This is a genomic window from Nonomuraea insulae (assembly GCF_042656245.1).
In genome coordinates this window covers 76,728-100,388 of record NZ_JBHSPA010000065.1, presented here as the reverse complement: position 1 = coordinate 100,388, position 23,661 = coordinate 76,728, and the positions used below count along the sequence as shown (strand labels likewise).

Here is a 23,661-nt window from a genome sequence, read left to right as displayed (position 1 = left end):
GCCGTGGAAGACGCCGCCGTAGGAGCCGGCGCCTGAGCCGGGCGGGCCGGCGTCGTACGGCGACACCACCATCCCCTCCGGCACCAGCGCCGAGGTCTCGTCCGCGGCCAGCACCAGCACCACCTCGGCCTTGCCCACCCGGATCAGCTCCACCGCGCAGTCGAGCGCGACGGAGGCCGAGGCCCCGCCGCCGCAGATCGTGGTCGTCGGGCCGCGCAGCCCGAGCGTCTGGCAGACCGCGCCGCCGGTGGCGTTGAGCACCACGTTGGAGAAGCTCAGGACGGCCGGTTTGGTGGGGTTGACCGCGACGCTCTCGTCGTAGCCGCCGGTGCTCTCCACCGAGCCGGAGGCGGTGGCGAAGATCAGCCCGACGTGGTCGAGTTCCGCCCTGGGCAGTTTCAGCCCGGAGTCCTCCCAGGCCAGCCGGGAGGCCGCGATCGCCATCCTGGACAGGTGGTTCATGTGCCGCCACAACGAGCGCGGCGCGAAGGTGCGCGTGTCCAGCGCCGGGGGCACTCCGATCGCGTGCCGCCCGGCGGCGATGGCCTCGGTCAGGCCGGCCACGCCGACGCCCAGGCCGGTGACCGGGCCCAGGCCGCTGATCACGACGTCCCGCTCCGGCCACGGGTCGTACTCGCGGGGTGCGGAAGGCGTGGTCAGCACGAGGGAGACGTTGTTGCCGCCGAAGGCGTAGTTGTTGGACACCACCGCCCGCAGCGGCACCGCCCTGGCCGTGTTGGGCACGTAGTCGAGGTCCTTGGCGGGCGCGTCGTCGTCGAAGCCGAGCGTGGGCGGCACCATCCCGTGCCGCAGCGCCAGCACGCTCGCCACCGCCTCCACCGCGCCCGCCGCGCCGAGGGTGTGGCCGACGAACGACTTGATGCTGCTGGTCGGCACCTGGGCGGCCCGCTCGCCGAAGACCGCCCGCATGACCTTGGCCTCCATGGCGTCGTTGGCGGGCGTGCCGGTGCCGTGCCCGCTGACGTAGCCCACCTGCTCGGTGCTCAGCCCGGCCTCGGCCAGCGCCCGGCGGACGGCCCTGATGCCGCCGCGGCCCGTGGGGTCGGGGGCGGTGGCGTGGTAGGCGTCGGCGGACAGCCCGTAGCCGGCCACCTCGGCCAGCGGCGTCGCGCCTCTGGCCAGCGCCGCGTCGAGCGGCTCCAGGAGCAGGAACGCCGCGCCCTCGCCCAGGTTGAGCCCGTCGGAGTGGCTGTAGGGGCGGCACGGGCCCGTGCTGAGGGCTTGCAGGCCGGCGAACCCGGCGTACGTGCCGAACAACAGCGGGTCCACCCCGCCCGCGAGCACCACGTCGGCCTCGCCCCGCTGGATCTTGTCCTTGGCCAGGCCGACGACGTTCCCGCCGGCCGCGCACGCGGTCGAGATCAGGATGCGCGGGCCGCGCGAGCCGACCCGCGCGGCGACGACGTCGGCGGTGCGGTGCATCGGCTGGTAGCGGCCGGCGGCGTCGGGTGTGGCCTGGCACTTGCCCAGGACGATCCCGAACCGGCCGGGGTCGGTCCCGCCCGGCGGGAGCGCGGCCTGTTCGAGCGCCTGGCGGGCGGCGACGAGGGCGAGCCTGGCCGTACGGTCCAGCCCGGCCTCGGACGGCGGCCCGGTGATCCACTCGTCGGGCACCTGGCCCGCGTACCGGGCCTCGAAGACGGCGAACGTCTCGTCCTCGACCGGGGTGAGCCCGCTCTGCCCGGTGGCGAGCCGGTGCCAGAACTCCTCGGGGTCGCGACCGGCCGCGCAGATGACGCCCAGACCGGTGATGACGACAGGGCGCAACGCCATGCCTGCTCCTCCTCCGACGATCGCTCGTCAGATGATCGGTACGCTCCAACTTTTCGGCGTGACGTACGGGCTGGTCAGCGTGACGATCTCGGCGCCGTCCACCGCCAGGTCCAGGCCGGCCGCCGCCAGGTCCCCGTCGATCCTGATCAGCCCGAGCGTGCTGCCGAGCCCGAAGCTGTGCACGGCGTGGACCACCGTGCCGACGGGCTGACCGGCGGCCGTGACCGTGGCCCCGGGCTCGGGGACAGCCGTGGCGCCGCTGCTGGAGCCGCCCTTGAAGCCGCCCTTGAAGCCGATCGTGCGCCGCCCCTGCCCGGCGAACGAGGCCAGCACGGCCTCCTTGCCGACGAAGGTGTCCTTGGTGATGTCCAGGAGCCAGTTGGCGCCGATCTCGACGACGCCGGCCCCGTCGCTTGCCTCGTGGCGGACCACCGGCTGGCGGACCTCCAGCATGGCCAGTTCGAGCGCGTCGAGCCCGGCGGGCTGGGCGTGCTCCAGCGCGGCGGCCCACAACCTGGGCGCGTCGGCCACGGGGACGATGAGCTGGTAGCCGTACTCGCCGGTGAAGCCGGTCCTGGCGAACAGCAGCTCCACGCCCTCCCACTCGGTGTCCACGACCGACTCGAAGGGCAGCGCGGGCAGTTCCGGGTCGATGAGGCGGCCGACGACGCCCCAGGCGTACGGGCCCTCCAGGCCGATCACGGTCAGCTCGGCCGACCTGTCGGTGATCCGCACGCCGGGGTGGTCCTGCGCCATCAGGTGGGCCAGCAGCCGCGGGCCGGCGCCGCAGGAGCTCTCCAGGATCATCCCGTCCTCGCGGCCGATGACCACCACCTGGTCGACGATCTGGCCCGCCTCGTCCAGGACGAGGCTCATCATGCAGCGCTCGGAGACCAGGTATTCCACGTCGCGGGCCAGGACCCGCTGGGCGAAGTCGACGGCCGCGTCGCCGGTGATCTCGATGAGCCCCATGGCGCTCAGGTCGAACACGGCGGCGCGCTCCCGCAGAGCCCGGTAGTCCTCGTCGAGCGTGCCGAAGCGCAACGGCACGCGGGCGTCCAGCACCTGGCCGAACACGGTGCCCTCGGGAGGGGCGTACATGGTGATCACACCTTTCCTGGAGTGGTGGCCGACGGATCGGCGATCGTGATGAGTCCTTCCGCCGCGACCTGGCCGCCGACCCGGGCCGCCACCCGGAACTCGGCGAATCCCGGCGCTCCTGCGTTCCGCTCCGCGGACAGCAGGAGCTGGTCCCCCGGTACGATCGGGCGGCGGAAGCGCATCGACTTGACCCCGGCCAGATAGCTGATCCTGCTGGCGCCCTTCAGGACGAAGACCACGCCGGCGAGCTGGGCCAGCGCCTCGATCACCACGACTCCCGGCAGGATCGCCCGCTCGGCGAAGTGACCCTGGAACCACAGCTCGGTCCCGGTCACGTTCTTGATCGCGACGCCCTTGACGCCCGGTTCCACCCGTTCGACGCGGTCCAGCAGCAACATCGGCCAGCGGTGCGGGATCAGCTCCCTGACCTGGTCGTGGCTGAGATCGGTGACAGTGCCGGTGACTGTGGCGGTGACCGTCACCTGGAGGCCCGCAACCCGGGGTCGATCTCGTCGGCCAGCCGCGAGACCGAGCCGAACACCTCCATCTCGCTGTCGTAGAGCGCGACGCCGAACTCGGCCTCGATCGCCACGTACAGTTCGAGCACGTCGAGGCTGTCCAGCTCCAGGCCCCGCCCGAACAGCGGCTGGTCGTCGGTGATCCAGTCGGGCTCGACCGGCAGGTCGAGCCGGGACACCATCATCTTCTTGATCTGGGCGCAGGTGTGCTTGCGCTGTGCCGCCCGCGCGCGCAACTCGTCAATGGTCATGCATCCTCCAAACTCGATCGAGCTCACTCCAGGCCGCCGCCGTGGGCGACGAGCACCTCACCGGTGATGTAGGACGCCTTGTCGGAGGCGAGGAAGGTCACCGCGCCGGCGATCTCCTCCGGGCGTCCCATCCGGCCCAGCCGGATGCGGGTCTCGTACTGCTTCCTGATGGCGGCGGGCACGTTGCGGGTCATGTCGGTCGCGACGAACCCGGGCGCCATGACGTTGACCCGCACACCGTGCGGCGCGGCCTCCTTGGCCAGCGCCAGGCCGAAGGCGATGATCGCGCCCTTGGACGCGGCGTAGTTCGTCTGGCCGGGGAAGCCGCCGTCGAGGCCGCTGGCCGAGGACACCAGCACGATGGCGCCCCTGCGCTGGTGCTGCATGATCCGCAGCGCCGCCCGGCAGCAGAGGAACGTTCCCGTCATGTTGACGTCCATCGGCTCCAGGAACTGTTCCAGGCTCATCGCCACGACGTGCCGGTCACGGGTGATGCCCGCGCTGGTGACCAGCACGTCGAGCCGGCCATGGTCGGCGCGGACGCCCGCGAACATCCGCTGGACCGCCTCCTCGTCGGTGACGTCGGCCTGGACCGCCGCCGCGCTGCCACCCTCCTCCTCGATGAGGGCCACGACCTCCTTCGCGTCCGCTTCGGAGCGCGCGTAGTTGACCAGCACGTGCGCGCCCTCGCGGGCCAGGTCGAGCGCCACCGCGCGGCCGATGCCGCGCGATCCGCCGGTGACGAGAGCGACGGAGTCAGCCGTGAACAACATCCACGTCTCCCTAGTCCGATTTCGCGTTCCCCCCGGAAACTACCGAAGTGCTATTTCACGGCGTTATCATCTGCGTTTTCGCCTATTGACTCGCTAAATGACGTCACGCGACTCTTGCGCCCATGGAAGAGAGCGACGTCGAGGTGCTGATCGTCGGCGGCGGGCCGGTCGGATTGGCCATGTCGGTCGAGTTGTCCCGGCACGGAATTTCCTCGCTCCTGGTGGAACGGCACGAAAGCACGTCCATTTTTCCGAAGGCGCGCCTGCTTTCCACGAGGACGATGGAGCTGACCCGGGCGTGGGGAATTCAGGCCGAGGTCGAGCGGGCCGGAATGCCCCGCGAGGAGACCCTCGCCGTCGGGGTCGGCAGCTCGCTGACCGCCGGGGACCTCCTGCACGCCATGGCCCCCATCGAGGCGTACGCCCCGCAGAGCCCGACCTTCACCTACCTGTGCTCGCAGGACCGGTTCGAGGTGGTCCTGCGTGAGCTGGCCGAGGCGCAGCCGGGGGCGGACGTGCGCTTCTCGGCCACGATGACGGGGATGCGGACGACCGGCGACGGCGGCGTCGAGGCGCTGATCGAGTCGGGCGGGAGCGCCCGCCGCGTCCGCGCCCGGTTCATGGTGGCCGCGGACGGCGCGCGCGGCGGGGTCAGGCGGGAGCTCGGCATCGCGGTGGAGGGCCCGCCACCGATCGGCCACATGGTCAGCATCATGTTCGACGCCGATCTCCGCCCCCTGCTGCGCGGCCGGCAGGCCGCTCTCTACTTCCTGCTCAGCGACCCGCCCGGCGCGGTGGAGGCGGTCGACAACCGCCGCCGCTGGATGATCCAGACGGGCTACGACCCGGCCGAGGGCGGCAGCCTGGACGACTTCACCCCCGACTACTGCCTGCGGACCGTACGCAACGCCGTGGGCGTGCCCGACCTGCCCGTGGAGGTCGTCGGCACCATGCCGTGGCTGCAACAGGCCGTCGTCGCCGAGGAGTTCCGCAGGGGCCCGGTCTTCCTGGCCGGGGACGCGGCGCACGTGTGCACCCCGCAGGGCGGTTTCGGGATGAACCTCGGCATCCAGGGCGTGCACAACCTGGCCTGGAAACTGGCGGCGGTGCTGCGCGGCACGGCCGGCCCGGCGCTCCTGGACACCTACCAGACCGAGCGGCGGCCGATCTCCGACAGGACCGCGGAGGAGAGCCTGAACAACGCGCTCATCACCTTCACCATGATGGAGGGGCGGCTGTCGTTCCAGGAGGCGATCGCGCGGCAGGCGGGGCGGCGGCTGGCCGAGGGGCTGGTGCTGGGCTTCCACTACGACTCCCCCGCCGTGGTGCCCGACGGCACGCCCGCCCCCGCGCCCGAGGACCCGTACCTGACCTACGTGCCCGCCGCCAGGCCCGGCCACCGCGCCCCGCACGTGTGGCTGGCCGACGGGGTGTCCACGCTCGACCTGTTCGGCCCCCATTTCACCCTGCTGACGCCCGAGGGCAGCGGCTGGGCGCAGGCCGCCAAGCAGAGCGCGCAGGACTGCGGCCTGACCCTGGAGGCGGTGGAGATCTCCACCGGCGGGCGGCTCGCCTCGCCGACCTGGGCCCACGAGTACGGACTCACCGCGACCGGCGCCGTGCTGGTCCGCCCCGACGGCCACGTGGGCTGGCGGCGGGCGGCCGGCGAACCCTCCGCCGCCGCCCTCACCCGCGCCGTCGAGACGATCCTGGCCCGAGCCTAGCCAGGCGCGTCGCCGGAACGGGCCCAGTCAGGCGCGTCGCCGGAACGAGCCAGTCAGGCGCGTCGCCGGAACGACCCAGTCAGGCGCGTCGCCGGAACGGGCCAAGTCAGGCGGGCCAGGCCCGCGCGGAGGGCATCAGCCCGGCCTCATCCCGCAGGATCCGGTCGTGCAGCCGCCGCAGCTCGGGCCCCGGTTCCATGCCCATCTGCTCGACCAGGTCACGCCGCGCGTCCAGGTACGTGCGCAACGACTCGGCCCGGCGGCCGGAGCGGTACTGGGCCAGCATGAGCTGCGCCCGCGCCCGCTCGTGCAGCGGATACCTGGCCACGATGGGGCCCAGCTCGGCGATCACCCGGTGGTAGCGGCCGAGGTCCAGCTCCAGGTCCAGGCAGAGCTCGATGGCCTCGAGCCGCGCCTCCTCCAGCCGGTCCACCTCGTACCGCAGGCCGGGCACGTCCTCGAAGGGGCTGCCCCGCCACAGGGCCAGCGCGCCCCGCAGCAGCGCCACCGCCCCCTCCCCGTCGCCCGCCGCCACGGCCGTGCGCGCGTTCGCCACCATGCCCTCGAAGCGCAGCCAGTCGATGGCCTCCCGGTCCGCCCTGAGCAGGTATCCCGGGCTGCACGTGACGACGGCCGCGCCCGCCTCGCCGAGCGCCTTGCGCAGCCGGTACACGCAGATGGCGATCTGCCCGCGGGCGCTGCGCGGCGCGCCCTCCACCCACACCGCCTCGATGAGCCGCTCCACGCTGACGACCCGGTTGGCGTGCAGCACCAGAGCGGTCAGGATCGCGCGTTCCCTGGCGCCGCCGATCCTGATCTCGAGCCCCTGCCCGCGTACCTCCAGGGGCCCCATCACGAGGAACTCCGGCGCGCTCACGCGAACCTCGCCGTGTAGCGTTCCAGTTCGTCGGCTGCTCGCCGGGTCCCGCCGGCCGCGTGCACCTCGCGCCGCATCTTCCGCAGGCTCTCCTGGACGTCCTGGTCCGCCACGACCTCCTCGACCGCGCCGATCAGCCATTCCGCGCTCACCTCGTCCCGGTGCACGGCGCGGCCCAGGTTCATGTCCCTGACCTGCCTGGCCGTGGGCCAGTCGATGATCGAGGTGGGCATGATCACCATGGGGCAGCCGGCGTGCATGGCCATCATCACCGTGCCCAGGCCGCCGTGAGTGACCGCGACCGTGGCGTGCGGCAGCACCGCCTCGTGCGGCAGCCAGCGGTGGACCTCCATGTTGGGCGGCAGTTCGCCGAGGTCGTCCGGGTCCATGCCGTCCCCCACGGTCATGACGACGTGCCAGCGCGTGCCGGTGAAGGCCTGCACGGACATGCGGAAGAACTCCGGGTACTGGTTGAACACGCCGCCGAGCGAGACCAGCGCGACCGGGCCGGCGCCGGCGGGCGGCCGCCACCCGCTGTCCTGGGCGGGCTCGGGCAGGCACGGGCCGACGAAGGCGAACCGCTCGTCGAAGCTCTGGCCGGCGAACTGGAAGCAGCGCGGGATGTTGACCAGGCTGAAGTCCTGGATCTCCCACCACAGCTCGGCCGGCGGCACCCGTACCTCGTGCCTGACGGCCAGGTTCTCGATCTTGAGGAAGATGTCGTCCACCCAGGTCGGCAGGCCCGCGGACCTGCCCTCCTCGTTGTAGATGGAGTTGAGGTAGGAGAAATGGGCGTTCGAGGCGAACATCGGGACGGTCTGTACGGCCGGCACCCCCCACTTCCTGGCCAGCACCCGCCCGCCGAACAGGATGGAGATGTCGTAGACGATCGCGTCGGGCAGATCGTCCTCGAGCCGGTCGACCTCCTCCAGCATGGCCTGGCTCTCGTCCACCAGGAGGCTGAACAGGTAGAGGGGATCGTTGGCGACGTGGACGCGGTTCGCCTCGCGGTATTTGGAGTCGTAGGTCAGCACGGTGGCCCCCGTGGCCGCCACGAGGGCGGACATGCTGTCGCCCGTCAGGTAGGTCACCCGGTGGCCTCTGGCGAGGAGTTCCCTCACCACGGCCAGGGTGGGCATCACGTGACCGTGGTCGGGGTGGGCCATGAAGAGAAAGTGTCGCGCCATGTCCCGGACGGTAGTGAACGACCCGCGTCAACGGGACCCCACATTATTAGGGGGCCGGAACCCGGGAAACTGGGGTTCCGCCCGGGCAGATTAGGGGTCTCCCCCTCCACCCGGCTGCATAGCCTTGTCCGGATCCGAGGGAAGGACGGGCCGATGCCCATCAGGGTCTGGGACTACCTGCCGGAGTACGACAACGAGCGCAAGGACCTGCTGGACGCGGTGGAGACCGTGTTCCGGTCGGGGCAGCTCGTCCTCGGCGCGAGCGTGCGCTCCTTCGAGGCCGAGTTCGCCGCCTTCCACGGAGCGCGGCACGCCGTCGGCGTGGACAACGGCACCAACGCCATCAAGCTGGCCCTCCAGGCGCTCGGCGTCGGGCCGGGCGACGAGGTGATCACCGTGTCGAACACGGCCGCGCCGACGGTGGTGGCCATCGACGCCGTGGGCGCGGTCCCGGTCTTCGTGGACGTCGATCCCGCCACGTACCTCATGGACACCGCCCAGGTGGAGCCCGCGATCACCGATCGCACCCGCTGCCTGCTGCCCGTCCACCTCTACGGGCAGTGCGTGCCGATGGAGCCGCTCGAACTCCTGGCGGAGCGGCACGGCCTGGCGATCCTGGAGGACTGCGCGCAGGCGCACGGCGCGCGGCGGCACGGCCGGGTGGCCGGGTCGATCGGCCGGGCGGCGGCCTTCTCCTTCTACCCGACGAAGGTGCTGGGCGCCTACGGCGACGGCGGCGCCGTGCTCACCTCGGACGACGAGGTGGCCCGCAGCCTGCGCAGGCTGCGTTACTACGGCATGGAGGAGGCCTACTACGTCGTCGAGACGCCCGGCCACAACAGCAGGCTGGACGAGGTGCAGGCGGAGATCCTGCGCCGCAAGCTCCAGCGGCTCGACGGCTACATCGACGGCCGCCGCGCGGTGGCGGCCCGCTATGCCGAGGCCCTGGCCGGCACCGGCCTCATCCTGCCGGTCACGGCGGAGGGCAACGAGCACGTCTACTACCTGTACGTGGTGCGGCACCCGCGCCGCGAGGAGATCATCGAGGCGCTCGCCGCCCGCGACATCCAGCTCAACGTCAGCTACCGGTGGCCGGTGCACACCATGTCCGGCTTCGCCCACCTCGGCGCGGGGCCGCTGCCCGTCACCGAGGAGCTGGCCGGGCAGATCTTCTCGCTGCCCATGTACCCCTCGCTGCCCCTTCACGCGCAGGAGCGGGTGATCACGGCTCTGCGTGAGGTGCTGTGACGAGGCTGGTCAGGCAGACGTACAGGCTGCGGGCCTGCACGTTGACGTAGAAGCTGTGCCGCAGCAGCTCCGCGATCTGGTGCTGGGCCACCCACCGGTACTCGGGGTGGCTCAGGTCCTCGGTGGTCTCGACGACGAGGTAACGGTTGCGGGCGCGGTGGAAGCGCCCGCCCTCCTCGGACAGGATCGTGTCGTACCTGACCTCCGGCGGGCGGGCCGCCAGGACGAGGCCGAGGAAGGGGGGCCTGGCCGCGTCGGGCAGCAGGTCGTAGTTGCCGGGCACGCACTGCACGGTGGGCGCCAGCTCGATCACGTCGGCGTACCCCGGCTCGGCCCTGGCGTGCATCAGCACGTGCAGGACGCCGTCGATCCTGCGGACCAGGAAGGCGACGACGCCCGTGCCGACCGGCTCGATCATCGGCTGGTCCCACGCGGCGACCTCGCGGCCCTGCGCGCGGACGCTCACCCCGATCACGCCGAAGAACCTGCCGCTGTCGTGGGTGATCGCGCCGTCGGCGTGCCGCCAGCCGGGCAGGTCGCCGAGCGGGCGCGGCCGGGTGTGCAGGTCGGTGCTGGTGCGCATCTCGGTGATCCAGCGCAGGATCTCCCCCGTCGGGTGGTGGCTGCCGGCGGCGGGGTCGTACGAGCGGGCCAGCGTGTCCAGGAACCCGCCGGGCGGCCTCGATCGCGCCAGCCCGGGACCGGCCAGCGGCAGGCAGGCCAGCACCGTGCGCGCGTCCATGTTCACCAGGTCCGGCACCGCCATCAGCCGGTGCACCTGCCCGAGCGTCAGCCAGCAGAACCCCTCGGCGGCCTCCACGTCGCCGGCCGCCTCGACCACCATGTTCCTGTTCCGCTTGCGGTAGAACCAGGCGCCCTGCTCGCTCTGCCGGATGTCGGCGATCACGCCGGGCCCCGCGGCGTCGCGGAAGTGCTCCAGGTAGGGAACCGCCCGCCCCTGGTGCACCCGCGTGTAGTTGCTCCTGGTGGCCTGGACCGTGGGCGAGAGCTGCACGCCGTTGTGGTTGCCCGGCTCGCGCTTGGCCTGCATGAGGCAGTGCAGCGTCCCGTCGATCTCCTTCACCAGGATGCCCAGGACGCCGATCTCCGGCTGGTCGATGATCGGCTGGCTCCAGCTCGGGACCACCTGCTGGGGAAGGCGCACGTCGAGCCCGTGGACGCGGAAGAACCGGCCGCTGTGGTGGCGCAGGTCGCCGGTCCGCTCGTCGGCCCGCCAGCCGGTCAGCCCGGCCAGGGGGACGCGGCGCGTCTCCATGCTCGTACGGGAGGCCGCGCGCGCCAGCCAGTCCTGGAACTCCGCCGCCGTCGCGAACCGGCCGCCCGCGCCGAACGCGGAGGCCAGCAGCCGCTCGTGCAACGGTGTACGCGTCCGCACGGGCATGGGCGAGGTCATGGGGCGCCGAAGGCGGCCGCGGCACGCAGGCACGCCTCGTACTCGGGCAGCGGCGCCGCCTCCAGGGACGGCGCGGCCCTGTCCCGCTCCGACAACACGGCGTCGCCGGGCACGGGCAGCCCCACCGCCGGGTCGTCCACCGCCAGGGCCAGCTCGTTGTCCGCCCGGTACCGCTGCGACAGCAGGTAGTTCATGACGGTGTCCTCCTCCAGCGCCAGGAAGGCATGGCCGAGCCCCGGCGGCAGGTAGAGCGCGCGGGGCGCGTGGGCGGTCAGCTCGACCTGCTCCCACGTGCCGAACGTGGGCGAGCCCGTCCTGAGGTCCACCACGAAGTCGCGCGCCCTGCCCCGCGAGCAGTAGACGTACTTGGCCGTGCCTGGCGGGGCGAGCGTGTAGTGGATGCCGCGCAGCACGCCGCGCCTGGAGAGGCTGTGGCTGGCCTGGGCGACGGGGAACAGGGGATGGCCGACCGCCTCGGCGAACGCCGCCTCCTGGTAGGGGGAGACGAACATGCCGCGGTCGTCGGGGAAGGTGTCGGGGACGAATTCGAATGCGCCGATGACGGCGAGCTCGCGTGACTTCATCGCGCAAAGCCTCCGCGAGCCGCGCTCACGGGGTCAACGACGTAGGGGTTCGCTAGGGGGGCGGTAGGGGGTGGCCGTGAGCGTGGCGATGGTAGCCAGGAGCGCCTCGCGCAGCGGTGTCCTGGCCCGCCATCCCGTCCGCGCGCCGAAGGCGGCCGGGTCGGCGACCACGCTGGTCAGGTCCATCGCGGTCAGGCCGCCGGGCGGCGGCACCGCCAGGACGGGGACCGGCGGCCGCCCCGTGTGCTCGGCGGCCAGGCGCGCGATCGTGGTGAACAGCTCGATCAGCGACGTGCCCCGGCCGGTGCCGACGAGCCAGTGGCCTCCGGCGAGCGCGCCGGCGTGGTCGAGCGCGGCCAGGAACGCCTCGGCGGCGTCGCCGGCGTGCAGCAGGTCGCGTTCGGCCGAGCCGTCGCCCCACACGGTGAGCGGCCTGCCGTCGAGTGCCCGGCAGGCCATCGCGGCGACCACGCCCCGGTCGATCGCGGTGGGTGAGATCTTGCCACCGAAGACCGTCGGAAGCCGCAGCGTGACGGCGCGCGCGACGCCCTCGGCCGTGGCCGACTCCAGCAGCCGCTCGGCGGCCAGTTTCTGCCGGTCGTACGCGGTGACGGGCACGTCCGGCTCCGACCCGTCCAGCCGCCCGCCGCCGCGCGGCCCCGCCTGGGAGGTCGAGCCGGCGAACAGCACCACGGGCGGGTCCCCCCGCCTGGCCCGCAGCGCCTCGACGAGGTCGCGCACCACGCCGACGTTGACCCGCTCCCCCATCGGCTCCGCCGCCGCCCGCCAGGTGCCCTCCCCGCCGGTGTAGAGCAGCAGGTTGATCACGACGTCGGCCCCGTCGACGGCTCGCGCCACCGCGCCGGGCTCGGTGAGGTCCGCGGCGTACGACCCGGGCAGCGCGGGCGGGCGCCGGGCGACCAGGCGCAGGCGTACCGGACGGTCCGCCAGCCGTCGCACCAGGGCCGAGCCCACGAGGCCGGAGGCCCCGAGCACGACGACCAGCGGCCGGTCAGACAATGCGCACCTCGGGGACGTACAGGATCCACCTGCCGCCCGCCTCGCGGAACGCCCGCTCCTTGTCCATGATCTCCTCGGCGTGGTTCCAGGCGAACAGCAGCGCGTAGTCCGGGTACGGATCGGCGAACGCGGCGGGGGGCACGACCGGCAGGTGCGCGCCGGGGGTGAGCCTGCCCTGCTTGGCGGGGGTGCTGTCGCAGACGAAGGGGACCAGGTCGGGGCCGATGCCGCAGTAGTTGAGCACGGTCGCGCTCTTGGCGGTGGCGCCGTACCCGGCCACCTGCCGGCCCTCCGCCCGCAACCTGGTGAGCAGCGAGGTCAGGTCCCGCCCGATGGCGGCGACCCGCGCGCCGAACGCGCGCAGGACGGCGAGGTCGGCGACCCGCGCGGCCTCCTCGGCGGCGACCAGCTCGGCCACCGCGGGCGCCGGCGTCCTGGCGCCCGGGCGGGCCAGGGTGTAGCGCACCTCCCCGCCGTGCACGGGCAGCCGCTCCACGTCCACCAGCTCCAGCCCCGCCCCGCGCGCCATCGCCCGCACGGAGGTGGCGGTGAAGAGGAAGAAATGTTCGTCGTAGATCTGGTCGAAGGAGGTCCGCTCCAGGATGTCGGCCAGGTAGGGGTCCTCGAACACGAAGACGCCCTCCGGCGCGAGCAGCGTGCGCACCCCGGTCAGGATCGAGTCGATGTAGGGGATGTGGCACAGGGTGTTGGCCGCGTAGATGACGTCGGCCGGGCCGTCCTCGGCCAGGATGCCGGCCGCCGTCGCCGCCTCGAAGAAGTCCGTACGCACCCGCACGCCCTTCTCCCTGGCCCGCTCCGCGACGCCGCCCGACGGCTCGACGCCGAGGTGGCGCACCCCGGCGTCGGCGATGCCCCGCAACATCGTGCCGTCGTTGCAGCCGATCTCCACCACGAACGGGTCGGGCCCGGTCAGCTCCGTGGCCAGCAGGCGCTTGGCCAGCTCCCCGAAGTGCGCGCGCATCACGGCGGAGCCGGCCGACAGGTACGGGTAGTCCTGGTGGAACATGCGCTCCCTGGGCACCTCGGCCATGAGCTGGGCCATCGTGCACGACTCGCACGACCCGGCGGCCAGGTCGTAGAAGAACTCCTGCTCGCTCCCCCCTGGCAGGACGAAGGCGTCGGACAGGGGCTGCCGGCCGAAGTCGGCGAACTGGCTGACCCTGCCCCCGCAGACGCGGCAGACGGACGTGACTGGCATCGGGCTCCTCACGTTAGGGAACGGACCTGAGGCGCTGCTTGCCCGAGCGGGCCAGGTCGGCCCGGCTCTTGACGCCCAGCTTCCGGTAGATCCGCGTCAGATGTTGCTCAACGGTGCTGACCGTGATGTACAACTTGCGGCTGATCTCGCGGTTGGTGTGACCGAGTGCCGCCAGCTCGGCGACCCTGGCCTCCGAGTCGCTGAGCACCGTCAGGTCCCAGCCGCCCGCGCCGCGACCCGGCTCCCGCGGCTGGGCGTTCTCGAAGCACTCGCGGCTCTCCCTGACCGCGTAGGAGGCGTACAGCCTGGCCTCGTGCCGGTCGCCGCTGTCCTGGAGCGCCTTGCTCAGCTCGTTCATGGCACGTGCCAGCAGCAGCCGGTCGCCGGCGGGACGCAGGCAGGCGACGGCCTGGCGCAGCAGGCCGAGCCGCTGCGCGGGCTTGCTGGCGGCGGCCAGCACGAGCAGCGCGCCGCCGCGCGTGCGCTCGTTGACGTAACCCTGGTGGTCGAGTTGCTGCTTGGCCAGCTCCCTGGCCACGCCGTTGCGCCCGAGCCGGACGTTCGCCTCGGCCAGCCCGAGCCGCCAGGGCACGACCATGGCGACGTCGAAGCCGCCTTCCTGCATGCGCTGCCCGCAGGTCTGGAAGTCGCTGATCGCGGCGAGCACCCCGTCGGTGGCCAGGAAATGGTGGCCGCGCGCGTTCAGGTAGCCGATCCCGATCAGGGTGTCGAACATGGCGTCGGGCACCGGCTCCCGCAGGATGGCGGCCGCCTCGTCGTGACGGCCCGTCGCCGTGTAGGCGATCACCAGGGTCGAGCGCGGGTAGCCCGCCAGCACGCCCCAGCTCCTGGGCGAGAGCAGGTCGAGCGCGGCCCTGGCCAGGTGGGCTCCCAGGGCCACCTCGCCCTGGCGGCAGGCGATGTCGGCCCGCACGGCGCCGAGCAGGGCCTGCCAGGTCACCGCCCCGCTCCCGGCCGCCTCCTTGACCAGCCGCTCGCACCACCAGATCGCCTTGTCGGTCCTGCCGACGCCGGCCAGCGTGAGCAGCGCGGTGGCGACCACCTCCAGGAGCGTCTCGTCCAGGCGGCAGCTCCGCAGCACGTGCTCGGCGCTCTCGGCCGCCGCCTCTCCCCTGCCCTGGGTCCAGAAGGCGCACATGGTCCTGGCCGCGTCGTCCCACGGGGAGGGGGCCGAGGGCTCGGGCTCGTACCAGCGCGGGCCGTAGAACCACTGGCAGGCGATCCGCAGTTGCGCCGCGATCGGGTCGGCGCTGGTGCTGAGCGTTCGCAGCGCCGCGGCCACCGCGTCCCGCTCGCCGTTCCACAGGTCGTGCTGGATGACCAGCGCGGCCTCCGCCGGCAGCAGCGCGCCCTCCGCCATGGCCTGGCGCAGCGGCGGCAGGTACGACGCCACGGCCGAGGGGTTCATCCGCCACTGCGCGCGGGCCAGCAGTTTCACCGTCGAGAACCGCTCGGAGTCGTCGGCCGCGCACGAGTGCGCCAGCTCCAGGCAGCGCACGGCCATGGCCGTGTCGTCGGCGGACAGCGCCTGCTCGGCGGCCTCGCGCAACACGGGCGCGGACCAGCCCTCCGGCGTACGGCCGGCGTCGAGCAGGAGGGGCGCGACCTCGGCCGCGGCGGCGCCCTGCTGGTGCAGCAGCTCCGCCGCCCGCAGGTGCAGCCTGGACCGTTCGCCCGCGAGGATCCCGCTGAGCACGGCCTCCCTGGTCACGGAGTAGCGGAACCGGCCATCGGCCAGCAGTCCCGCCCTGGTCAGGATCGTCAGCAGGTGCTCGGCCGCGGCCGGCTCGACGCCGGACAGGCTGCCGACCAGGTGGGGGCTGCCCGACTCGCCCAGCACGGCCAGCGCCCTGACCACCTCCAGCAGGTCAGGCTCCCACCGGTGCACGCAGCCCAGCACCGCCTGCGCGAAGGCCGGGCCGGCGGGCGAGCGCGCGGCGTGCCGGTCGCCCGGCCCGTGGGAGTCCTCCGCCAGCGCCTGGAGCAGCAGCGCGTTCCCGCCGCTCAGCCAGTGGTAGACGGAGGCGAGCCGGGTGTCGCCGTCGGGGGGCATCCAGCCGGCCACGAACTCCGCGACGTCCTCGGCGGTCAGGGGCGCCAGCCGGAGCAGCTTGTGCGGCAGGCGCGTGATCTCGGCGTCGAAGAACGGGACGGTCGAGCCCGGCCGCTCCCACTCGCTCAGGACCATGAGGATCCTGGTCATGCGCAGCCTGCGGGCCACGTACAGGAGCACTTCCAGAGAGAGCCGGTCGGCGAAGTGCACGTCGTCCACCGCCAGCACGACCGCGCGCTCGGGTGCGGCCTCCAGCAGCGCCTCGCTCAGCAGGGCGACGACCTCGGCCTCCGCCGGTGTGATCGTCCCGATGTCGCGCCGGCGGCCACCGAGATGCAGGCGCCGCTGCCCGACGAGCTGGGCCGGCGAGAGGCAGCCCGCGGCGTGCAGGAGCTGCCCGACGACGCCGGCCGGGAACGAGCGCTCGCCTCGGGCGGCGGTGGCGCGCAACACGAGCGCGCCGCCGTCCTCGGCGATTCTGGCGAACGAGTGCAGCAAGCCCGTCTTGCCGCTGGCCAGTCCCCCGCTGACCAGCACCAGACGCCCCTCGCCGGCGCCACTCACCCGCATCAGTTGTTTGAGTACCTCCAGGTTCCGGCGATGTTGCGCCCCTAACATGAACCGTCCTCACGGGGTTTGATCATTGAACTGGTGATCCGTCTCCAGGGATCACACGGGCTGTCTGCTGTAGAGGGCCTGCCAGTAGTAACTCCATGGCGGCGCCCATCCATCGGCGACGGTCGTCCAGCGTTCCCCCGGACGGTAGACCGCGACGAACTTGCGCGACTGTGCGCGTACGTGCTGGTTGTCGTGGATGTCGATGACGTCGCGCAGCAGGCCGGTGCTCAGCGCCAGCGAGACCACCTGCTGCCCCTGCGTGTGCCCATCAAGGCTCTTGTCCAGATATTTCCCGACAGGGTTGTTGACGTAGAAGTGCTCGCACCGCTCGTCCACGAGTGACAGGTAGTACCGAACGGTGTCCTCGGTCATCTCCGCGAAGGAGTCGATGTTGAGGCACACGTCGAAGGTCCCGGAGATCCGCTCCTCGACCTCCTCCACCGCGACGAACTCCACCCTGGCGAACTGCTCCCCTGTGAGCACCGCGCCCAGGTAACGCCTGGCCAGCTCCAGCGACGTGGGCAGATCGACGATGACGTACGCGGCCAGGGCGTGGTTGGCGAGCATCGCGTGGCATGTGCGGCCGTAACCCGCCCCGATCTCCAGCACGCGCGCCCCGTCGAGCGGCACCCGCTCGGCGATGAACTCCAGCTCGTGCACGGCCCGCAGGTAGTCCACGCAGACGCGCTCGCCGTCCCACGTCACCGTGATGGGATCGCCGACGTCCCGGTTGCCGATCCTGCGCAACCTGCGCCGGTTGGCCTCGCCCAGCCCCGCCACGAGGTTGTAGGCCACGGTCTTCAGGTAGCGGACGCCGTTGGTCTCCGTGTCCCACAGAGCCAGCTTGAAATTCACCCCGCCGGACCGGAAAGAGCCCAGATCGGCGATGGCCTCCTCAGTCATGCGGGTCTTATTGATGTGCTCCCATAACGGGCTCTGACCATTTCTGATGCTCAATTTCGATCCTCGCGGACAGGGCCGTCCCCGGCTGAATCCCTGCGCGGGCGACCTGAGTTGGACTCATGTTTTCTCTCCGCCACCACGGGCCTCTCACCTGGAGCTCCTGGCTTCCGAGCGAATTCGGCACCCGATGAACTAATCGCCGACTATTAGAGCTGCCGTACAACTTCGAGAAATCCCCCAAGGCCGCCTTGCCCCCGGCTTGTGAGGTTGGTGATCAGCTTAGAGCCACGCCAGCGGATGTTACTAGTATTTTCGACCGCATTTGCGGGTGAATTTGTGATGTACGCAAATGAGGGCACCGAGGCACATCCACCTCAAACGGGATGAAGAGCTCGGGGCTGTGCGATCTCCTCCCCTACCCCCTCACGCGCTGGCGGTCACCGCTTCTAAACTTCCACGCATGGACGAGTTGCGGGGAAAAGCGGCGACATGGCAGTTCGACGAGGAGAAGGTCGTCATTCAATATGTTTCCAGGTGGCGCACCCACGCCCTGCTGAAAATCCTCGCCCGTTGTGAGGTCCCCCTGGCGGCCGTCGCGGCGGTGGATTTCAGCGCCGCCGGCAAGAAGGGCTGGCAGTTGCAACTACGGCTGCGCGAACGCGCCGACCCCTACGCCGCCGTCGGGTCGCTGCTGCCCGAGAAGGGGCAGCCGTTCCTGCTGACCGGTGGGCCCGACACGGAGCTCGTCGCCGAATACCACGCCGACCAGCTCCGGCTAGCGGCCGACGCCGTCCGGCTCGTCACCGGGCCGCGCCCGGCGGAGGAGTACGCCCTCGGCCTCGTCCCGCCCGTGCCGCTGCACATCCGGACCTCGGAGGGCACGGCGATGTTCGACGGGGAGACGATCCGGTTGGAGTGGTCCGATGACGCGGGCTCACGCAAGAACAAGAAACGCCGGATGGAGTACGCGCTGAAGGACGTCCGGCGCGTCGAGTGGTTCCCGCAGAAGTCGATGGACGAGGGCTACCTGCGCATCGTGACGTGGGAGGAGGACGGCGACGTCAAGTCGGCCAAGCCGAGCAAGGACTTCGCCTGCCTGCTCACCGAGGACAGCGCCAAGCAGGACGCCTGGACGCTGGTGATGGCCGCGACGGTCACGGCGCACCTGTGGGCGGCGACGCCCGGTCCCGGCTCCGAGCGTGCGCAGCTCACCGCCGGCCCCGGTCGCGCGCAGCTCACCGCCGGTCCCGACGCCGAGCCCCGCAGCGTGTACGACCGCATCCGCGAGCTCGGGCGCCTGCACGCGGAGGGCCTGCTCACGGACGAGGAGTTCGCGTCCAAGAAGGCGGAACTCCTCGACCGCCTCTGACCTCCGGCCCCCGGCACCGCACACCGACCGAAAACGGTCACCAACCCGACGGCACCAACCCGACGGCACCGACTCGGCGGCACCGGCCCGGGAGCAACCCGAGAGCGGCGGCAGCGGGGAGTCAGCCGGTGGGGCGGAGGGCGGTTCCGCCGGCCAGGAGGGCGAGGGCGGCGGCTCCGTACAGGCCGGCGTCCCGTTCCAGGGTGGTCAGCCTGATCTTGACATGGCGGACGAAGTCCATGCCCGCGCGCTTGCCCAGCCGGTCCCTGAGCGGGTCGGTGAGCAGGTGCCCGGCCGCGGCGACGCCGCCGCCGATGACGACGTCGTGCAGGTCGACGACGGCGGCGGTGTTGAGGATGACGGTGGCCAGCGCGTCGGCCGCCCGCTCGAACGCCGCTCGCGGGATCGCGGCCCCCGCCCGCGCGTCGTCGGCCAGTTCCTTGGCCGTCATGGCGGCACGATCCACCTCGGACACGGAACTCCGGCCCGCCCCGGACGCGGGGCCCTGACCCGCGGTGGAAACGGGGCCCTGACCCGCCCCGGACGCGGGGCCCTGACCCGCGGTGGAAACGGGACCCTGACCGGCGGTGGAAGCGGGGGCCTGGCGGGCGGTGGGGAAGGTGCCCGGAATCCAGCCGTTGGCGCGGGCCCAGCGCACCATGCTGGGCCCGCTGGCGAAGGTCTCCAGGCAGCCCTGGGTGCCGCACGAGCAGGGCTCGCCGTCGCGGTCCACGATCACGTGGCCGACGTGCCCGGCGTTGCCCGTGCCGCCGAGCACCGGGCGGCCGTCCAGGATCAGACCGCCACCCACGCCGGTCGAGACCACGATGCCCAGCAGCGAGTCGGCCCCGTGCCCGCCGCGCCACCACTCGCCCAGCGCCATGCACTGCCCGTCCCCTGCCATCACCACCTCGGCGCCGGGGACCAGGTCGCGTACGGTCTCGGCCAGCGGGAAGCCGCGCCACGCCGGGATGTTGATCGGCGAGACCGTGCCCGCCAGGACGTCGAGCGGCCCGGCCGACCCGATCCCGACCGCGCTCAGCCCGGGCAAGCGGAAGTCGGTGACGAGGTCGCGGAGCGTGGCGGTCGGAGACGGCCCGATCGGCCGCTCGGCGCGGCGCAGCAGCGCGCCGTCGGCGGAGACGTGGGCGGCGGCGAACTTCGTCCCGCCGATGTCGAGCGCGAGAACCGTCATGACTAGAGGATCCTCCCTACGTCGTCGCGCCGGCATCGACGCGCGGTTAACAGTGGATTGCCGGGTTCATGAACCGGTTCAGTAAGGGCGGACGTCAGCGCAGTCTGGCGGTGGTGCCGCGCGGGACGAGCACGGGCGTCGGCGCGGGGCCGACCTCCGCCTCGCCGTGGTCGATGAGGTCCATCAGCCGGCGCGCGACCTCGGCGCCGAAGGCGAAGACGTCGTGGCTCATCGCCGACAGCGGCGGATGGGTGAGCCGGCACAACTGCGAGTCGTCCCAGGCCAGCAGGGACAGCTCGGCGGGCACGGACACGCCCATCTCGGTGGCCACCGACAGGCCCGCGACGGCCATGATGTCGTTGTCGTACAGGATCGCCGTGGGCCGCTGGGCGGAGGAGAGCAGCGCCCGCGTGGCACGCGCGCCCTGCTCGCCGGAGAAGTCCGTGGGCAGGACGCGGCCGGGTTCGAGGTTCAGGTCGGCCACGGCCCTGGCGAACGCCTCGCTCCTGATCGCGCTGTGCCCGAGCGTGGCCGGGCCGCCCACGCGCGCCAGCCGCCGGTGGCCGAGCGCCGCCAGGTAGCGCACCGCCTCGGTGACCGCCGTGCCGTCGTCGGTCCACACCGACGGCAGCCCGCCGGTCAGGTCGGGGTGGCCGACGGCGATCGTCGGCGGGCGCAGCGCCCCGGCGGCGGGGATGCGGGGGTCGTCGAGGGTGAAGTCCACCATAATGGAGCCGCTGATCTGCTTGCTGCGGCCCCAGCCGTCCAGGACGTCGATCTCCTCGCCGACGTCGCGCACGAGCCGGAGCAGCAGGGAGTACGACCGCCCGGCCAGCACGCTCTCGATGCCGGAGATGAACTCCATGTAGAACGGTTCGAGCCCGAGGAAGCGCGCGGGCCTGGCGATGACCAGGCCCACGTTGTCGACCCGCGCCGAGGTGGACGACAACGAGCGGGCGGCCTGGTTGGGCAGCCAGCCCAGCTCGCGGGCGGCCTCGAACACCTTCTGCCGCGTGGCGGCGGACACGCCGGGCTTGTCGTTCATCGCCAGCGAGACCGAGCCCTTGGACACCCCGGCTCGCTGGGCGACCTCGGCGATGGTCACCTTGCCGCCGGCGGAGCTCATGGCCGGGGAATCCCTTCCGCCGCGTTGACGCAGAACAGCGCCGACCGTACGGAGGTCTCGTCGGCAGGTGTGCCGAGGCCGGTCACGGTGATCGTGACGCTCTCGCCGGGCAGCAGCGTGACCAGCCCGCGGTCGGCCGCGGCCGACGGGCCGAGCCGGTCGGCCTGCAGCAGCAGGTCGCGGACGAAGGAGCGGGCGGTGATCACAACCCCGAGCGTATCGTCCGAGGCGCGCAGGCGCAGGTCGAGCTCGGGGTCCGGGTAGGCGAAGTCCTTGTCCTCACAGCCGAGCACGACGTCGCGCAGGCCGTCGGCGTCGGCCACCAGCAGCTCCTCGCTCGTGTCCTTGACATCGACGCTCAGCGGCACCAGGGCGACCGAGAACGGCGGGACGGAGAACGGCAGCCGTTCCTCCGCCAGGCCGGTGCCGTCCGCGCGGAGCCTGCGCACCAGCGCGCCGCCCTGCCACGGCTCAGGCGACTGGTTGTCCACGGCGAGCACGCGCGCGCCGTCGCGGTGCTGGAAGGTCAGCAGCCGGTCGGCGTACACGCGGCGCAGCTCGTGGTAGAGCGGTTTGGGCCGGGACATGCCGTCGACGGCCGCCCACGAGGTGACCGGCCAGCAGTCGTTGAGCTGCCAGACGACGGTTCCCGCGCACACCGGCCAGTGGGAACGCCAGTGCGCGACCCCGGTCGCGATCGCCCGCGCCTGGTTGACCTGGGTGAGGTAGTGCCAGAGGTCAAAGCTCCCGGGGACGGAGAAGTGGTGGGCCAGGCCGCGGTCGAGCTTGCCGTTGCCGTCCTCGGCCTTCTGGTGGTGCGACATGCCGGGCGAGGTGGAGGTCAGCGGGTCGTCGCCGAGCCATTCGCGCAGCGTGGCGTGGGCGGGCGGAGCCTGCCAGCCGAACTCGGCGGCGAAGCGCGGCACGACGTCGAGGTAGGCGGTGTAGTCGCGCCGGTTCCACGCCTCCCAGAAGTGCGACGGCCCGTGGGCGGGGTCGTTGGGGTGATGGTCCCATGAGCCGGACCAGGGGCTGCCCGCGTTGTACGGCCGCGTCGGGTCCAGCTCGGCCACCACGCGCGGCAGCAGCCCGAGGTAGTAGCCCTCGCCCCAGCTGTCACCGGCCAGCTCGCGCTCCCAGTTCCAGTCGCGGAACCCCCACAGGTTCTCGTTGTTGCCGTTCCACACCACGAGGCTGGCGTGCGGGCTGAGCCTGGCCACGTTCTCGCGGGCCTCGGCCTCGACCTCGCCGCGCAGCGGCTGCTCCTCCGGGTAGGCGGCGCAGGCGAACAGGAAGTCCTGCCAGACCATCAGGCCCAGCTCGTCGCAGGCGTCGTAGAAGGCGTGGTCCTCGTAGATGCCGCCGCCCCAGACGCGCACCAGGTTGACGCCCGCGTCGGCGGCCTGGCCCAGGCGGTGCCGGTAGCGTTCCGGGGTGACGCGGGCGGGCAGGGCGTCGTCGGGGATCCAGTTGACGCCGCGGGCGAAGATCGGCCGGCCGTTGACACGGAAGGTGAAGGCGCTGCCGTGCTCGTCGGGGGTGGTGTCGAGGTGGACGGTGCGGAAGCCGACGCGCCGCTGCCAGCGGTCCAGGACCTGGCCGCTCTCGGCATCGGACAGGGTGACCACGCAGTCGTACAGGGGCTGGTCGCCGTGTCCGCGCGGCCACCACAGGTCGGGGGCCGGCACCTCCAGCACGGCCACCGCGCTGTCCGCCCCCGCCGGGACGGCCTCCACGACCGTGCGCCCCGCCGTCTCGACGCTCAGCGTCAGCTCGCGGCCCGCGCCCGTCTCGGTACGCTCCAGCGCGACGTGCGCCTCGACCCTCCCGTCGCCGCCGGCCACGGTGACCAGCGGCCTGACCTGCGCCAGCCGGGCGGTGCTCCAGCTCTCCAGCCGCGCGGGACGCCAGATGCCGGCGGTGACGAGGGTGGGCCCCCAGTCCCAGCCGAAGCTGGAGGCCATCTTCCTGATGAAGTTGAACGGCTCGGGGTAGGCGTTCGGCCGCCGGCCCAGCCGCTCGCGCTGCGCCTCGGCCTCGGTGTAGGCGGAGGCGAAGCGGACCGTCAGCGCCGAACCCGCCCGCCCGGTCACGTCGAACCGGTACGACCGGTGCATGTTCCTGGTGCGGCCCAGCTCCTCCCCGTCCAGCAGCACCTGGGTGACGGTGTCGAGCCCGTCGAAGACCAGGTCCGTACGCTCGAAGCCGCCCGGCGCCCCTTCCAGCACGGTGTCGTAGCGCCAGTCGGCCCGGCCCGCCCACGCCACCTCCAGCTCGTTCAGGTCACGGTACGGGTCGGGGATCAGCCCGGCCGCCAGCAGGTCGGCGTGCACGCAGCCGGGCACCTGGGCGGGCACGGTCTCGTCCCTGACCCGGTCAGGAGCCTCCCCGCCCGCCAGGCGGAGCGTCCATCCCGAGTCCAACGGCTTGCTCTGCTTCGTCAACGGCCGACTCCTTGATCACATCAATGGGACATACGGCCTGATACTTCCGCATTGCGCCTGAACCCGTCTAGACCGTTTCAGACATTCACTGAACAAGCCACGAATCCCGAGCCATTGACATCGTTGTCACAGCGGATCCGTGCGCGGATTTACTGATTCGGTTAATCAGTGCACGGGCTTGATCCACGGGGGAGCCCCTGACGGCGTCCGCGCGTTTCGTAG

The 23,661-nt window shown here is 72.2% G+C and carries 19 protein-coding genes; 3 read left to right on the top strand and 16 right to left on the bottom strand.

Annotation, left to right across the window (positions count from 1 at the left end; genetic code table 11):
• The 5 genes from ACFPZ3_RS47700 to fabG all read right to left on the bottom strand — a co-directional run.
• A partial coding sequence (locus ACFPZ3_RS47700; RefSeq protein ID WP_379521050.1) for a beta-ketoacyl synthase N-terminal-like domain-containing protein occupies positions 1 to 1,794 on the bottom strand: 1,794 nt, incomplete at its 3' end.
• A gap of 27 nt (positions 1,795 to 1,821) precedes the next feature.
• Complete coding sequence (locus ACFPZ3_RS47695) at positions 1,822 to 2,895, bottom strand: aminomethyl transferase family protein (RefSeq protein ID WP_379521049.1); 1,074 nt, start codon at positions 2,893 to 2,895, stop codon at positions 1,822 to 1,824.
• A 5-nt stretch (positions 2,896 to 2,900) separates the two neighbouring features.
• Complete coding sequence (gene fabZ / locus ACFPZ3_RS47690) at positions 2,901 to 3,377, bottom strand: 3-hydroxyacyl-ACP dehydratase FabZ (RefSeq protein WP_379521048.1); 477 nt, start codon at positions 3,375 to 3,377, stop codon at positions 2,901 to 2,903.
• Positions 3,374 to 3,664 (bottom strand): acyl carrier protein, encoded by a 291-nt coding sequence (locus tag ACFPZ3_RS47685; protein WP_379521047.1) that lies wholly within the window; start codon positions 3,662 to 3,664, stop codon positions 3,374 to 3,376. Before ACFPZ3_RS47685 ends, fabZ begins: the two co-directional genes overlap by 4 nt.
• Before the next feature lie 23 nt (positions 3,665 to 3,687).
• Positions 3,688 to 4,437: a 3-oxoacyl-ACP reductase FabG gene (gene fabG, locus ACFPZ3_RS47680; RefSeq protein ID WP_379521046.1), complete on the bottom strand. Its 750-nt coding sequence runs from the start codon at positions 4,435 to 4,437 to the stop codon at positions 3,688 to 3,690.
• A gap of 122 nt (positions 4,438 to 4,559) precedes the next feature.
• Between fabG and ACFPZ3_RS47675 the strand changes: the two genes are divergently transcribed.
• Entirely contained in the window at positions 4,560 to 6,161 is a 1,602-nt protein-coding gene (locus ACFPZ3_RS47675) for an FAD-dependent monooxygenase (protein WP_379521045.1), read from the top strand.
• Positions 6,162 to 6,267: 106 nt separating this feature from the next.
• Here the strand turns inward: ACFPZ3_RS47675 and ACFPZ3_RS47670 are convergent, their stop codons facing one another.
• Positions 6,268 to 7,038, bottom strand: a complete 771-nt coding sequence (locus tag ACFPZ3_RS47670; protein ID WP_379521044.1) for an AfsR/SARP family transcriptional regulator — start codon at positions 7,036 to 7,038, stop codon at positions 6,268 to 6,270.
• Positions 7,035 to 8,225, bottom strand: coding sequence for a macrolide family glycosyltransferase (locus tag ACFPZ3_RS47665; RefSeq protein ID WP_379521043.1), 1,191 nt, complete (start codon positions 8,223 to 8,225; stop codon positions 7,035 to 7,037). The genes ACFPZ3_RS47670 and ACFPZ3_RS47665 overlap by 4 nt, the downstream gene beginning before the upstream one ends.
• A gap of 153 nt (positions 8,226 to 8,378) precedes the next feature.
• On the opposite strand from ACFPZ3_RS47665, the gene ACFPZ3_RS47660 reads away from it, so the two are divergent.
• The gene (locus ACFPZ3_RS47660) at positions 8,379 to 9,473 is read left to right on the top strand and encodes a DegT/DnrJ/EryC1/StrS family aminotransferase (RefSeq protein ID WP_379521042.1); all 1,095 of its coding nucleotides are present in this window, start codon (positions 8,379 to 8,381) and stop codon (positions 9,471 to 9,473) included.
• Here the strand turns inward: ACFPZ3_RS47660 and ACFPZ3_RS47655 are convergent.
• The 6 genes from ACFPZ3_RS47655 to ACFPZ3_RS47630 are packed head-to-tail and all read right to left on the bottom strand — an operon-like array spanning position 9,448 to position 17,359.
• Positions 9,448 to 10,875: an NDP-hexose 2,3-dehydratase family protein gene (locus ACFPZ3_RS47655; protein WP_379521041.1), complete on the bottom strand. Its 1,428-nt coding sequence runs from the start codon at positions 10,873 to 10,875 to the stop codon at positions 9,448 to 9,450. The two genes, ACFPZ3_RS47660 and ACFPZ3_RS47655, sit on opposite strands and share 26 nt — an antisense overlap.
• A gap of 8 nt (positions 10,876 to 10,883) precedes the next feature.
• Positions 10,884 to 11,471 (bottom strand): dTDP-4-dehydrorhamnose 3,5-epimerase family protein, encoded by a 588-nt coding sequence (locus tag ACFPZ3_RS47650; protein WP_379521040.1) that lies wholly within the window; start codon positions 11,469 to 11,471, stop codon positions 10,884 to 10,886.
• Positions 11,472 to 11,504: 33 nt separating this feature from the next.
• Positions 11,505 to 12,491 (bottom strand): NAD-dependent epimerase/dehydratase, encoded by a 987-nt coding sequence (locus ACFPZ3_RS47645; protein WP_379521039.1) that lies wholly within the window; start codon positions 12,489 to 12,491, stop codon positions 11,505 to 11,507.
• Complete coding sequence (locus ACFPZ3_RS47640) at positions 12,484 to 13,710, bottom strand: methyltransferase domain-containing protein (protein WP_379521038.1); 1,227 nt, start codon at positions 13,708 to 13,710, stop codon at positions 12,484 to 12,486. Before ACFPZ3_RS47640 ends, ACFPZ3_RS47645 begins: the two co-directional genes overlap by 8 nt.
• 13 nt (positions 13,711 to 13,723) lie before the next feature.
• Positions 13,724 to 16,402, bottom strand: coding sequence for a LuxR C-terminal-related transcriptional regulator (locus ACFPZ3_RS47635; protein WP_379521037.1), 2,679 nt, complete (start codon positions 16,400 to 16,402; stop codon positions 13,724 to 13,726).
• A gap of 51 nt (positions 16,403 to 16,453) precedes the next feature.
• Positions 16,454 to 17,359 (bottom strand): putative sugar O-methyltransferase, encoded by a 906-nt coding sequence (locus ACFPZ3_RS47630; RefSeq protein WP_379521036.1) that lies wholly within the window; start codon positions 17,357 to 17,359, stop codon positions 16,454 to 16,456.
• Positions 17,360 to 17,765: 406 nt separating this feature from the next.
• On the opposite strand from ACFPZ3_RS47630, the gene ACFPZ3_RS47625 reads away from it, so the two are divergent.
• On the top strand, positions 17,766 to 18,674 hold the full coding sequence (locus tag ACFPZ3_RS47625) for a DUF4429 domain-containing protein (protein ID WP_379521035.1): 909 nt from the start codon (positions 17,766 to 17,768) through the stop codon (positions 18,672 to 18,674).
• A gap of 121 nt (positions 18,675 to 18,795) precedes the next feature.
• Here the strand turns inward: ACFPZ3_RS47625 and ACFPZ3_RS47620 are convergent, their stop codons facing one another.
• The 3 genes from ACFPZ3_RS47620 to ACFPZ3_RS47610 form a co-directional block, all read right to left on the bottom strand.
• Positions 18,796 to 19,869 (bottom strand): ROK family protein, encoded by a 1,074-nt coding sequence (locus tag ACFPZ3_RS47620; RefSeq protein WP_379521034.1) that lies wholly within the window; start codon positions 19,867 to 19,869, stop codon positions 18,796 to 18,798.
• A gap of 94 nt (positions 19,870 to 19,963) precedes the next feature.
• Positions 19,964 to 20,995, bottom strand: a complete 1,032-nt coding sequence (locus ACFPZ3_RS47615) for a LacI family DNA-binding transcriptional regulator (protein WP_379521033.1) — start codon at positions 20,993 to 20,995, stop codon at positions 19,964 to 19,966.
• Positions 20,992 to 23,439, bottom strand: a complete 2,448-nt coding sequence (locus ACFPZ3_RS47610) for a glycoside hydrolase family 2 protein (RefSeq protein ID WP_379521032.1) — start codon at positions 23,437 to 23,439, stop codon at positions 20,992 to 20,994. Before ACFPZ3_RS47610 ends, ACFPZ3_RS47615 begins: the two co-directional genes overlap by 4 nt.
• Positions 23,440 to 23,661: the final 222 nt, after the last annotated feature.